The following is a 13,446-nucleotide window of genomic DNA, read 5'->3' on the forward strand; positions in this document are numbered from 1 at the left end:
TAGGACATGAAATCGGGCTATCACGATATCTACACCCGCTATCGCGACAACATCACGCGCGGCGTGCTGAAGCCCGGCGACAAAGTGCCTGCCATCCGCGTGCTGGCCGAAGAGCTGAAAGTAGCGCGCAAAACCGTCGAAACGGCTTACGCTATCTTGATCGGAGAGGGCTATCTGGTGAGCGAGGGGGCGCGCGGGACGCGGGTGAATCCCGATTTAACCCTCCCGGCGAAACAACCGGCTCCCGCTGAGCAGGCCACCGGCACGCTGCCGGAATCGCTCATCAGCCAGCGCGAGCGCGCCGGTTTCCTGCGTCCGGGTATTCCGGCACTGGACAGTTTTCCCTACAAAAAGTGGCTGCTGCTGGCAGGCCAGGCGACGCGATCGATGCGCCAGGAAGAGATGCTGAACCCGCCGGTCATGGGCTGGTATCCCCTGCGCCAGGCGATTGCCAGCTACCTGAACATTTCGCGCGGATTGTCCTGCACGGCGGAACAGGTGCTGATCACCAGCGGGTACAGCGGCAGCCTGCGGCTGATCCTCGATACGCTGGCAAGCCGCAGCGATAAAGTGGTGTTCGAAGATCCGGGCTATTTTATGGGACAGCAGCTGTTAAAGCGGATCGTCCCGCGCCTGCACACGGTGCCCGTGGATCGCGCCGGGATGGACACGGAGTATCTTCTGCGCCACCACCGCGACGCCCGTTTTGCCATCGTCACCCCTTCACATCAAAGCCCGCTGGCGGTAACGCTTTCCCTGCCGCGCAAACAGCAGTTGCTCGACTGGGCAACGCATAACGAGGCGTGGATCATCGAGGACGACTACGACGGCGAGTTTCACTACACACGCAAAGTGCTGCCGTCGTTGAAAAGCCTCGATCGTCACGACCGGGTGATCTTTATGGGCACGTTCAGCAAAACCGTGATGCCGTCCTTGCGCATGGGTTATCTGGTAATGCCCGCCAGCACCGTGGAGGCCTTTACCGACTGCGCGGATATTGTTGCCAGCGGCCAGCCGGTGCTGACGCAAAAAATTCTCACCACCTTTCTTAACGATGGCCACTTTTTCCGCCATCTGAAAAAGATGCGCACACTCTACCAGCAGCGTCGCGACTGGATGATCGCCGCACTACAGGAGGTGTATGGCGAGCGATTTTTTACTGAGCAAAACGATGGCGGAATGCATATCGTGGCATTCCTGAGCGCAGGCAGTTGCGACCGCGAGATCGCCCGCTGCTGGCAGGCGCAGCAGCTACAGGTCAATGCGCTTTCAGAGTGGTATCGCGGTTCCGGTAAACGCTATGGGCTGGTGATGGGCTATAACAACGTGCGCAGCTATGACGAGGCGCTGGAACTGCTGCGACGCCCGCTGGCCGAGACCCTGCGCCTGCTGGAGTAGCCAGTATCGGACCCGATAAATTTCGTAGGTGTGCGTGGCAGAACATCTCTTTATACTCTGCGGGCTTATTTCGTCGGGTTCCGACATTTTTCTAAGGACAAGAAAATGAAGTCAATTTTAGGATTTGATTATCTGTTAACGCCGCGCGTGCTGGTCTTTTTCTACTGGATCGCCATGGTGCTGATTCTGATCGGCGGTGTGTATTCCATGTTCACCGAGCATCTGTTTACCGGTTTTATCGGCATGATTTTCAGCCTGATCGGCTGTCGCGTGATGTTCGAGCTGATTATGGTGGCGTTTAAAAATAACGAATACCTGCGCCGCATCGCGGAGAACACCAGCAAAACGACCGCAGAGTAATCTTCAGGCATTTATCTGCTCCCCCGCAGATAAATGCCCTGCCATTCAGATATTGCATGCATCATTTCGCGTTAATCCGACATCCTTCAGCTGTTCGTCGCTCATGCCCTGCAACACACGTCGCGTCTGCTGGCGGCGACGCCATTTGATAAACGCCTGCCAGATAAAAACGAAGCCAATAAAAGGTCTGTTTGGGCGGTTTTCGTTGAATTCCATGATGTTCTCCTCACGCTGTTTGAGGCTCTATCATCGTCGGAAACCGGCTTTACAATACAGATTCAAAAACAACTTTTCTTTAACATACAGATCCGCTAAAAATGAATCTGCATGGCGATTTTCGCCCTTATCTGTACTGGTTTAACCATCTGTATGGTCACATTCGAGGATACAGCATGACGCGCTACCAACATCTGGCCAATCTCCTGGCGCAACGCATTGAACAGGGGCTGTATCGCAGCGGCGAGCGGTTGCCGTCGGTGCGTGCCCTTAGCCAGGAGCATGGCGTCAGCATCAGCACCATTCAGCAGGCCTATCAGATCCTCGAAAATCTTCAGCTGATTACCCCCCAGCCGCGTTCAGGCTATTTTGTCTCGCAGAAAAAAGCCCTGCCGCCCGTTCCGGCGATGACCCGCCCGGTGCAGCGCCCGGTGGACGTCACCCAGTGGGATGAAGTGATGATGCTGCTCGATGCGCGCGGAGATCGCGAGATGGTCTCCTTTGGCGGCGGCTCGCCGGATCTGACCCAGCCGAGCCTGAAACCCCTGTGGCGCGAGATGAGCCGCATCGCGCAGCATAATCCGGCGGAAATGCTGAGCTATGACGTGCTGGAGGGGCGTAAAGAGCTGCGTGAGCAGATCGCGCGCCTGATGCTCGACGGCGGATCGACCGTCGCGGCAGACGAGATCGTCATTACCAACGGCTGCCACGGCGCGCTCTCTCTGGCGCTGCTCTCCGTGTGTAAGCCGGGGGATATTGTGGCGGTAGAGTCGCCGTCGTTTCACGGCACCATGCAGATGCTACGCGGGTTTGATATCAAAGCCATTGAGATCCCAACGGATCCTGAAACCGGGATCAGCATTGAAGCGCTGGAACTGGCGCTGGAGCAGTGGCCGATCAAAGCGGTGATCCTGGTACCAAACTGTAATAACCCGCTCGGCTTTATCATGCCCGAAGCGCGCAAACGGCAGGTTCTGGCGCTGGCCCAGCGACACGATATTGTGATCGTTGAAGATGATATTTACGGTGAGCTGGCGGCGGAATACCCACGCCCGCGCACCATTCACTCTTTCGATATCGACGGGCGCGTGCTGCTGTGCAGTTCGTTTACCAAAACCGTCGCCCCTGGGCTGCGCGTCGGCTGGATTGTGCCAGGTCGCTATTACGACCGGGTGATGCACATGAAATACGCGGCGGGCGGGTTTAACGTTCCCGCCACGCAGATGGCGGTGGCGGCGTTTATCCGCGACGGGCATTACCACCGGCATGTGCGGCGTATGCGTCAGATTTATCAGCAGAATATGGAGCGTTACACCTGCTGGGTGCGGCAATACTTCCCGGCTGAGATTTGCGTGACGCGCCCGCAGGGAAGTTTTTTGCTGTGGGTGGAGTTACCGGAGCAGGTGGATATGGTGTGCGTCAGCAAGCAGCTGTGTGCGCTGAAGATTCAGGCTGCGGCGGGATCGCTGTTTTCCGCATCCGGGAAATATCGCAACTGTCTGCGGATTAACGTCGCGTTGCCGCCCAACGAGAGAAATCGTGAGGCGCTGAAGAAAATGGGCGAGGCGATCTATATCGCCATGGAGGAGTAGTGTTGCCGGGGGGCGGCAACACTCTCCATGCGCCTCACATCAGAACTTCCAGGACACGCTGCCGACGATACTGCGCTCTGCGCCGAAGTAGCAGTAAGAGAGCGAGTTACAGGCCGCCACGTAGCTTTCGTCCGTCAGGTTGTTCACGTTAAGCTGCGCGCTCAACCCCTTCACACCCAGCTTCGACAGATCGTATCCCACCGCCACGTCCACCAGCGTATAGGACGGCAGCGTGTGCGTGTTCTGGCGATCGCTCGTTACACCGTTCACGTAACGCACGCCGGAACCGAGCGTCAGGCCGTCAAACGGACCGGTTTTGACGTCGTAGCTCAGCCAGGTGCTGGCCATATTGCGCGGGGCGTAGACGGCGCGTTTGCCCTCCTCTTCCGGGCTGCTCTTCTTATAACGAATGTCCGTGTAGGTATAGGCCGCCTGCACGCGCAGGCTGTCGGTGAGCTGGCCGATGGCTTCCAGCTCCACGCCTTCCGATTCGATCTCCCCGATAGAGCGGTACGGATCTGTCGGCTCCTCTTTGGTGGCGATGTTTTTCTGATTAATGCGGAACACCGACGCGCTGAACTGGCTGTTCATCCCCTCCGGCTCCACTTTCACGCCTGCTTCCCACTGCTTGCCCTTCATCGGGTCCAGGATCTGGCCGTTCTCATCGGCAAAGCTGGTCGGCGTGAAGGCCGTGGAGTAGCTGATGTACGGCGCAATGCCGTTATCGAACAGGTACAGCAGCGCCGCACGGCTGCTGAAGTTGTTCTTATCCAGATCGCTGCGGCTGCTGTTGAGCTTGTCGATATTGGAGACACTCACCTGGTCGTAACGCCCGCCCAGCGTCAGACGCCAGCGGTCGATGGACATTTGATCCTGCAGGTAGTAGCCCGTCTGGCGCAGCTTGTGCTTCTCTTTGCTGTACATGGTGATGTAATCCGGCTTCGCGCCGTACACCGGGTGGAAGGCATTGATCGGCGGGAAACCACCGTAGTAGCCGGTGGTGTTGTTGCTGCGATCCTGATAATCCAGACCGATTAGCACGCGGTGGTTCACCGCCCAGGTATCGAAGCTGCCGTCCACCTGGTTATCCAGCGTGATCGCGTTCATCTTCTCGTCGGAACCGGAGTAGCCGCGATTCAGATCCGTTTCGTTCAGCCATCCTGCAGCATAGACCTGATTCAGCTCGACTTTAGTATGCAGATAGCGCAGCTTCTGGCGCACCGACCAGCCGCTATCAAACATATGTTCGATGTTGTAGCCGACCATGTTCTCGCGGCGGTCATATTTGTCGTAATCGTCTTCGCCTTCAAAGAAGGTATTGGAAATCTTCTTGCCGTCGTGGGGAACCACGGTGCCTTCGTACGGCAGGCCAGAGTGGCTCCCGCCTTCCGGATCGCGATGCAGATAGGCCATCAGATCGAGACGCGTATTGTCGGTGATACGCCAGGTGAGGCTCGGCATCAGCGCGTAGCGCTCTTCCTTCAGCGGACCAAACTGCGAATCGGCGTAGCGGGTCATCCCGCTCAGACGTGCGGCCACGCGGTCGTTATCGTCCAGCGGACCGGTGACGTCGAACATCGCCCCGCGCTGATCGTTATTCCCGGCGAAGAGTTTGATCTCACCGCCCGGATCAAATGAGGGTTTGCGCGAGGTCAGCGCCACAATACCGCCCGGCGAAGAGCGCCCGTACAGCACGGATGCCGGGCCACGCACCACTTCGATATTTTCCAGGAACCAGGGATCGACGACCAGCGAGCTGTGGGAGTTGGTGTCCCCCATCATTTTCAGGCCATCGAGATAGACGTTATCCAGGCTGCCGTCGGAGAAGCCGCGCATCACGATGTAATCAAAGCGGTTCGACGCACCAATCTGGTTGCTGTAGACGCCAGGCGTATAGCTCACCGCCTGGCGCACGCTGGTCGCGCCCTGCTCTTCGAACTGCTCGCGCGTCACGATCGACACCGACTGCGGGGTTTCGATATCCGGCGTTTCGAGTTTGGTGGCGCCACTCTGCATTTGCGAGGTGACAACGACGGTTTCGGTTTTCGGCGTATCCTGCGCCAGCAAAGGGAACGCAACGCTGCCGGTCACCCATCCCATCAGCAGTGCCAGCCGTGATTTAGCGAACATGAAAGTCTCCAAAGGTATTTCTAATTGTTAATAAGAATTATTACCTTTTTGAGATCGCAAACAGCTATGCGCGACGCCAGGTGACGTATGCGAAATGACAAATCGTATGCGGGAGATTCGCGCGATGGCGAAAAGTGAGTTAGCCGTGTCGGCGCAGATCGCCGGGGGAGATACCGTATCGACGGCGAAACGCAGTGGCGAAATTGGTCGCGTGCTGATAGCCGGACATCCACGCGGCCTGCTGCACGCTGTGCCCTTCCAGCAGATAGCGGCGTGCCAGCTCCAGACGGCAGTCGCGCAGGTAATCAAACACCGTTTTGCCATAGGCGTGGCGGAACTTCGTCCGCAGGCTGCCAGAGCTCATGGCCGCCTGCGTCGCCAGCTGTGCGAGGGTGTACTCCTGTTCCGGCGACTGTTCCAGCATGCGCCGGATGCGTTCCAGGCGGGCATGTTCTCCGCTCGGCGGCAAAGCACTGCGTCCTGTTTGCGGCTGGCACTGATTCAGACCGTGGCCGAGCAACTGATACATCAACCCTTCGAGCAACAGCGTGCGCGCCACGGCGCTCAGCCCTTTCTGCTGCGCATGCTGAATGCCGATCAATACATTTCCAGGCACCGGCCAGACGAACGTTGGCGCATCCAGACGCTGCCATTCCTGGAGCAGCGTTTCCAGTAAGCTCTGGCGATCGGCATTATTCGGATAGACGCCAAAGGAGAGGGTTTTCAGGGTGCAGTCCGCGTCGTGACGGGCGCTCATCGCCTGCTGTTCGCTCAGCTGTGAGCTAAAGGCCATCCCCGGCAGCACCTGATATTCTTGGCCGTTCAGCGTTAGCGTGACGCAACCTTCCAGCACCACCAGCATATAAAGTGGGCTGCTGTGGCGGGAGGTGGTTTCGTAGGGCTGGAGCACGCGCACGTCGGAATGCGTCAGGGAAATACCGGAGGAGAGGGTCATCTCTTCGACATCGCCGTGCAGAACGGGGCTGTCCCAGGCGTTATCTGCCAGATGCGGAAAGCGATAATCAATACCGTAGCGCTCGCCGAAGCCAATAAAATCCTCAACGCAGAACAGGCGTTTGGTTGAGCTATCAGGCTGTGCGGCAAGATTCATGATGGCGTTTGCGTGGGCGGATGACACACGAACATTAACACCGCGGCGGCGCAAAGGCTACGCCAGCCCTCTAATTGACACTGAGGGCTGGAGGAAGATTATAATTCCGAATTCTGATCCTGCCGTGCGGCAGCGTGTGTCAGAAATTGTACCTCCACGCGACGGTTTCGCTCATCTCCAGGCGAGATTCCTCTCAACGGTTGAGAGTCGCCAAACCCCGCAACAATCACGCGGTGAGATTGACGGTCATTGAGATTGGCAATCAGCAGCTTGCGAGCCTCACGCGCCCTTGCCGCTGATAGCGTATAATTGTCGTCATACACGGTACAAAACCGTGCATAATCAACAACCGGATTATTGACCCCGAGATTATCTGTGTGCCCCTCAACAAAAACTTGGGTATTGATTGATCCGCTGACGAACTCCTGAATACGTGGAGCCAGACGCGCAAGCGCATCCTTCGCCTGATCGGTGATACAGGCACTTCCGCGAGCAAAGATTTTATCCCGGAGCGTAATTTTACCGCTGGCCATATCAAATCCCACCAGCGCAGCATCACCCTGCTCAACCATCTCTTGTTGCATACTGTGCATCAATGAATTCAACTTCTGTTGAGCTGCAGCCTGACCGCTGTTTTTTTCCTGCTCGCGCTTTACCTCGGCCACTTTATTCTGCAATACCGACAACACCAGCATCAGCATCACCACAGCCATTACACCGGCCATCAGATCCGAGATAGACACCCATTCGTTTGGTTTATCTTTCATAGACAAAATTAAGCCTCGGCGTGTTCAGATTCAAGGCGTCTTCTGTAGTACTGAGCGTCCGTCACCAGAGTGGTCATATTGCGCTGAATATCTATCATCGCTTTCATCACCATTTTGCGCTCTTCCGACGTTTGCTGTCCTGAAACTTGTTCATCCATCCGCTTGCAGAGCACGGACAGTTCTGTCGTCATGCCCTTCACGGTTTCCGGCAACGTGCCCAGCACATCGAATGCATCATTAAAGCGCTTAATGTAGAATTCCATTTTACGGTTTCCTTCTGAGACAGCCGCCAGCCCGCTAGCAATCTCCTTCGTCACGCGTTCGATATAGGTGGTCATCGAGGTGACTTTTGCATTCAGCGTAATACTCGTTTCGGAGAACTCATCCATCGCCTGACGCTGGATTTTAGCGGCGACTTCAGTTCTCTCCTTCACCGTTGTCATGGTGGAATCAATCTGTGACGACATATTGTTGACCGATAGGCTGATCTGCGACGTTGCAGCCTCTAGTTGATCAGCCATTTTGTTCATGTTCCCACTGAATGCGTCATTCATACTTGTAATAGCATCATTCAGCGAGGTTTCAATCTGGCTCATGGTAGCGCTCAACTGGCTGGTTGAGTCCGCCAGTTTGTCGCTCATCTGCTGCACGTTGCGGGTGAAGTCAGCGTTCATTTCATTCACTACTTGTGACAGCTCACGTTTAATTTCTGTCATCACCACACCCAGATCGGTTCCCAGCGTCGAGACCACTCTTTCGAGGCTGGCCGCAGATCCTGAAACTTTTTGCGAGGCATCACTCATCGTTGTCGCCGCCTGCTGCAAGGCAGCTAAGTTTTCTTCGCTGTTGCGTGTGTAGGTTTCCAGTAAATTACGGGATTGAACGTTGATATCAGCAATATCTTTCAGCGCATTCAGATGGTGTTGATGGCGCTGCGCTTCATGTTCCTCACTGCGTTTAGCCTGTTGGATAAACTCTTCACGTAGAGCTATCGTTTGCTGGGTCATTGCCTCCACCAGACGATCGGTGGCGGCATTTCGCCCAGTTTCATCCTGCTGGCGCTGCTCAATCTTGTCTTTAATTTCTAACGCATATTCTTCATGCAGCGTGTGCTGAAGCTTCGACATGCACCAGTTCAGGCGGCGTTCTTCATAACTATTTTTTGACTCCCATAGTTTGAGCGCAATGAAAGCGATAATCCCCCAGGTAGAGGTTTTAAACTTGGTGCCCAAACCCTGCATCATGTCCATCAGGTCACGCATGGAGGAGTCCATCGCCCCGATGCTGTTACCCGAGTTATGCAAAATGCCGGAGGCTTTATCAAGGGCCAGCCCCAGGCCCAGGAATGTCCCCAACAGACCAAGAATCAGCAGCATACCCGGCATAACGGAGGCCATTTTTTCAGCTTTCGTCGCCACCGACTGGCTGAGCTCAGCGGCGGAACCGATTTCTGCGCAAATCCCCGGCTGTGTCGTATTTAACCCGTTCCGCTCCCAGGTTTGCTGCCAGCAGATTTCATTCGCATTACGTTTAACGCTTAACACGGTATAGGCTACGGCCAGCAGCATAACGGCGAAAAAGCCCAGCTGCAGTATATCCATACCCGGCATCAGAAAATGCCCGATTTCGACTAACAAGTTCATGCCATCACCTCAACCAGCAGACCGGCTTCAGTACGTTTCTGGCAATCTGCACCAAAGATATTGGCAAAATCGTTGATCAGGCCTTGCTCTTCCTGGGAAAGTGAAGCCCACGCGCGATCGTTTTGCGAACAATCGATCAGTAACGTCCCTACCATCGCTCCTTGCTCAAGCAAATATTCTTTTCCTTCCGCAATCAACTGTTGCTCATCTTTTTCCAGCATTTGCAGGAATCCTTCAGCCGCATTGACGTAATTACGACGAGCCAGTAAATCCTCTCCCAACTGCTCCAGCGCGACCGTGTCCCGTGGCAGACTGATGGCAAGATCATTGAGAGCACTGATTTCTGATGGCTCCAGCTCTTCATATTTTTGAGCACGAACCAGGCGGTTATGCAGCAAACGCTCTTTGGAGAGAGTACTGTTTTTCTTTTCCCACTCTTCCTCAAGTATCTGACGGCTTTTCTCCCAGGCCACAATCAGCTCTTCAAAGATGAACGGAATAATCGGTTTGCCAAACAGGCGGTGGGTCATTTCATCCAGACGCATCGTGTCCGCATCGCTAAACTCAGCGTTCTGCTGAATCAATGCGTTGGCGGCATACACCATAAAATGCATATCTCCATCGACATCGCTGACCGTCTGGACGGCTTGCATACGGGTTTCGTAGAACGCGAGTAGCTTTTGCACGGCACGCAGACGCAGGAAATACTCAAAGTCCTTCAGCGTATCGCCCTTTACGGCAATATCCACTTCGGCTTTGGCAATCATGTATTTATTAATCAACGCAATGGCTTCAACCGCCTCTTTTTCACTACCGTGAAGTTCTCCACTCGCCTCCTGCATCGCCTTAGCATGACGGCGAGCCTCTTCCAGAGCCTCTTTATCAAGCTGTTTTTGGTGAGCGTCTTTACACCAGGCAATCACCCATTCAAAAGCCTTTTGGAGTTTTTTGACCAATGGATGTTTATCCGCTTTCTCCAGCCATGCCAGCGCACGATCAAGCCCCACTAATGCTGCTTTAATCCACGGCAGGGTAATCATGCCGCTCAGTACCTGCAGAATTTTACGTCCTGTGGCAATATGCGGTTTGATGCGCTCCCACATCTGGCTCACTTTCCCGACAAACCCTTCTGCTTTTTCCGCCATAAAACCAATCGCTTTGCCGACGACTTCTTTGGTCTTACTGACGACACTCGAAACCACATTAACGACTAACGAGGCGGCAGAAGAAACACAAGAGCTAACACGACTCCAGAAACCCATAATTAAACCCTTAGCTCAAACCGAGCATTTTTTTTGCTGTGTCAATGTGAGGAGGAACGGTTACAACCGTGGCTGAAATCGCGCCGTAGGCATCCCGAATTTGCGACAGCGCGCTTTCAATATGCCCCAGCGTGAGTTTTTGTTCTGATTCCAGAACGGCTTTTGGTAAGGCCAGACGCATGGCATTACGAATATCTCGGCCAGATAGACCTTCAGAAAGTGAAGTGGCTTGATCGAGTAGATTGTCTCGCTCATCGGCAAGAGGGATGGCTCCCACCAACAGTTTGGCCCAAATTCGGTAACGCTCGTCGACACCAGGTAAGGTGAAACCGATGTGGTGCGTAATGCGACTAAGAAAAGCAGTGTCGTAATTTTTGACAAAATTGGTGGCGAAAATAACGATCCCGGTATGCTTTTCCAGCTCAATGAGCAGCGTGGAACGCATGGCGTTAACTTCGTTATCAATCCCCTGAGTAACTGAAGAAAGACGCTTGCCGAGAAGCGTGTCGGCCTCATCGAAAAACAAAACTGCATTTTCATGGCTCGCCTGACGAAAGAGCGCCGCAATATTCTTCGCCGTTTCGCCCATAAATTTGCTTTCCAGATCGGCAATGCTTACGGTCATAATGGTGTGTTGCAAAGATCCAGCCAGCGCCTCAGCAGTGAGTGTTTTACCAGTTCCCGGCGGTCCAAAAAAATTCAGCACAATACCGTTGCCTAGTGGGTCAACCGAAGAAAACCCCCATTCGACATAGATCTTATTGAAATACTCTATTTTGGCTTTGGCTTCATCAAGCTGTGCAATAACCTGCGCCGTAAGCGCTACATCACTTTCCAGCGTAAATCGCGGAGTTACTGCTGACGCAAAAGCCTTTTTATCCTCGACAACGGATTTCTCGAGCCCCTGCGTAAACTGTGGTCGAATACGTCCCAAAGACATGCTTACCTCGCACCAGACGGTCACAAATTTGGATTAAGTTTTTTTGTAATAGTGATTAACGGCAGCGCTGCGCAAAACTCCATTAAATTTCATGAAGTATTAGGTCGACCTACCAATATTGGGTGGCATAAATAAATTAGATCGGATGGCTGACAAATAGTGTCAGGGAATATTCGGCGGGAAAAAGAAAAATAGGCGGCAGCACACTGCCGAAGGAGTGGCGTTATTCATATAGTGATATGCCCACCAGTGAGAGGGCTATACCCTCGCACCAGGCGAGCAACGCTATAAGACAGTCAGGCTTTCAAAGGAACTGCAGTGAATGATTGAAGGTCTTGTAGAAGCATGGCGTTATCTTGAGATTTAAATAAAAGTCGTAAGTCTTCCTGCTTACGGTTAAACGCAAGAGACTGAGGGTCGGAACGCCCGCTGATACTTTCTTTGACCTTGTCATTGCACCATTGACGATAGTGCTCGAGTGTCAACGTATAACGACGTGCATTTTGATGCATCAGATGCTCAGCCAGCCGGAATTTCCCGTAGCGATCGCAAAGTTGGCTTTCGACATAAATAGCTTTAGGCATGATATCAAGCATGATGGTAATAAAATCGAGTACCTGCTCTAAATGCCTGTCACTGAGCTTATCAGCGTATGAAAGTAAATTATCAATAAACGAAAGGACTTCATTTCTTTCACTGCCCATTTGGGCAATCAAATTTGCGGCAACATCGTGCGTTTCCTCAACCAGAGACTTATCCAACAGCATGACTCGAGCCGATTCAACCACTCCAAAATAGCGTGACAGTTTTTCCATATAGAAAATAACGTTCTGGGCATGAACATCTCCAGAAATGACATCGAGACTTTGTTGCAACTTATCAATTTTTTGTGCCAGATACACCGTCTGCATAACCATTGCACCTACAATGACACCCGTTGATAATCCCACAGCAGCCAGTTGCATCGTCTGGGCCATTTGCATCAGTTGCTTTATTTCGCCGATCGATGCCGTATCAAGTACCACCTCTTTCAGAGGTAAATGCTGGGCAATACCTGATTTTCCTGACGTTGAATGCCAGTAAGCTACGCCATCACGTATGACAGCATGTCCCGTTTCGATAGCACTTTTCACTTCTTTGTAGACATTGATCCAGTCTATGGTTAGCAAGGTCTCTTTCAAAAGAAATCTTCTTTTTTGTTCAGCATCTGTTGGCGCATCGCGGCTATTTGAACCACTGCAGGAAGCGTTACGCGAAAGGCTGGACCGCTGATAGCAGGGATGGTCAGCAACGCAGTAATGGCGATACCTATTGGGCCAGCAAACACACCAATCATTCGAGCAAGCCCCGCATTCGCCGCCAAGGTCAGTCCTCTGCCAAGGACAGTTCTGGCAACCGCATTCGCCACAATCATTGCGACCTGATACGACATAAATCCGCCCAGGCGAATAGCTGCAATAATAGAAGTGAGCGCTGCGCTGCTGGCGAGATTGCCGTCAATCTTCAGCTCGCTGCGGATCTTTTTCCGCTCTTCTTCGCTCATCTTTTCCCAGGAATCGCTAAACAATTTCGCCAGTAATGCCTGTTCAATATCCACCACCTCGGCTGAGAAATCTGTTTTGACCGATAACTTCTTACAGACATCAGACAATATCTCTTTGTACGTCACTCCATTACCACGGAAAAGATTAACTAATGTATCGCCACCAAAGTGCTGAAGTTCAGCTCCAATAAGTTGCCAGGCCTGTCTATAATCTTTTCCCACATCCTGGAATGCTTTTTCACCGGTTAATGATTCGGTGTAACGTGTGGAGCCATCTTTATCTGTGGTGAGGTATTTAACGAGGACTTCCAGCATCTCATTATCTGAGTAGCGAAGTAGCTCAAGATCTTTATCTGCTCTAAATTTGCCCATAATCTCTTACCATCGAAATGTTAATGCTAGATCTGATAACGAAATTTGTTTCACGCGAGTTATCAATAGTTGTTAACGGCACCAATGCCGAAAACTGCAATAAATAATATTG

Annotated in this window: 12 protein-coding genes; 3 read left to right on the top strand and 9 right to left on the bottom strand. The window is 53.1% G+C overall.

Annotation, left to right across the window (positions count from 1 at the left end; translation table 11 throughout):
* The first annotated feature begins 6 nt into the window (after nt 1-6).
* Both ABIE11_RS15005 and ABIE11_RS15010 read left to right on the top strand, forming a co-directional pair.
* Nucleotides 7-1,398 (top strand): PLP-dependent aminotransferase family protein, encoded by a 1,392-nt coding sequence (locus tag ABIE11_RS15005; RefSeq protein ID WP_123429549.1) that lies wholly within the window; start codon nt 7-9, stop codon nt 1,396-1,398.
* Between the two features lie 105 nt (nt 1,399-1,503).
* Nucleotides 1,504-1,758 carry a DUF4282 domain-containing protein gene (locus ABIE11_RS15010; protein ID WP_102104517.1) on the top strand — a complete coding sequence of 85 codons (255 nt, stop codon included), beginning with the start codon at nt 1,504-1,506 and terminating at the stop codon, nt 1,756-1,758.
* Between the two features lie 45 nt (nt 1,759-1,803).
* Here ABIE11_RS15010 and ABIE11_RS15015 read toward each other — a convergent pair whose 3' ends face one another.
* The gene (locus ABIE11_RS15015) at nt 1,804-1,974 is read right to left on the bottom strand and encodes a DUF1127 domain-containing protein (protein ID WP_100777782.1); all 171 of its coding nucleotides are present in this window, start codon (nt 1,972-1,974) and stop codon (nt 1,804-1,806) included.
* Between the two features lie 176 nt (nt 1,975-2,150).
* On the opposite strand from ABIE11_RS15015, the gene ABIE11_RS15020 reads away from it, so the two are divergent.
* Nucleotides 2,151-3,566 carry a PLP-dependent aminotransferase family protein gene (locus tag ABIE11_RS15020; protein ID WP_181827279.1) on the top strand — a complete coding sequence of 472 codons (1,416 nt, stop codon included), beginning with the start codon at nt 2,151-2,153 and terminating at the stop codon, nt 3,564-3,566.
* 39 nt (nt 3,567-3,605) lie between these two features.
* On the opposite strand, the gene foxA is transcribed toward ABIE11_RS15020, so the two are convergent.
* From foxA to ABIE11_RS15060, 8 genes are all read right to left on the bottom strand, one after another.
* Nucleotides 3,606-5,714: a ferrioxamine B receptor FoxA gene (foxA, locus tag ABIE11_RS15025; protein ID WP_429184859.1), complete on the bottom strand. Its 2,109-nt coding sequence runs from the start codon at nt 5,712-5,714 to the stop codon at nt 3,606-3,608.
* Between the two features lie 121 nt (nt 5,715-5,835).
* Nucleotides 5,836-6,807: an AraC family transcriptional regulator gene (locus ABIE11_RS15030; protein WP_429184860.1), complete on the bottom strand. Its 972-nt coding sequence runs from the start codon at nt 6,805-6,807 to the stop codon at nt 5,836-5,838.
* A 98-nt stretch (nt 6,808-6,905) separates the two neighbouring features.
* Complete coding sequence (locus ABIE11_RS15035; protein ID WP_181827277.1) at nt 6,906-7,574, bottom strand: OmpA/MotB family protein; 669 nt, start codon at nt 7,572-7,574, stop codon at nt 6,906-6,908.
* A gap of 8 nt (nt 7,575-7,582) precedes the next feature.
* A complete protein-coding gene (locus ABIE11_RS15040; protein ID WP_429184788.1) occupies nt 7,583-9,217 on the bottom strand; it encodes a hypothetical protein in 1,635 nt (544 codons plus the stop codon).
* Complete coding sequence (locus ABIE11_RS15045; RefSeq protein WP_429184789.1) at nt 9,214-10,479, bottom strand: hypothetical protein; 1,266 nt, start codon at nt 10,477-10,479, stop codon at nt 9,214-9,216. The genes ABIE11_RS15040 and ABIE11_RS15045 overlap by 4 nt, the downstream gene beginning before the upstream one ends.
* A gap of 10 nt (nt 10,480-10,489) precedes the next feature.
* A complete protein-coding gene (locus tag ABIE11_RS15050; protein ID WP_429184790.1) occupies nt 10,490-11,419 on the bottom strand; it encodes an ATP-binding protein in 930 nt (309 codons plus the stop codon).
* Between the two features lie 296 nt (nt 11,420-11,715).
* The gene (locus tag ABIE11_RS15055) at nt 11,716-12,600 is read right to left on the bottom strand and encodes a hypothetical protein (RefSeq protein ID WP_429184791.1); all 885 of its coding nucleotides are present in this window, start codon (nt 12,598-12,600) and stop codon (nt 11,716-11,718) included.
* Complete coding sequence (locus ABIE11_RS15060) at nt 12,597-13,334, bottom strand: DUF3944 domain-containing protein (protein ID WP_429184792.1); 738 nt, start codon at nt 13,332-13,334, stop codon at nt 12,597-12,599. The genes ABIE11_RS15055 and ABIE11_RS15060 overlap by 4 nt, the downstream gene beginning before the upstream one ends.
* Between the last annotated feature and the right edge of the window lie 112 nt (nt 13,335-13,446).

The sequence above is a fragment of the Lelliottia sp. 489 genome (assembly GCF_050435885.1).
GTDB classification, from domain to species: Bacteria; Pseudomonadota; Gammaproteobacteria; order Enterobacterales; family Enterobacteriaceae; genus Enterobacter; species Enterobacter nimipressuralis.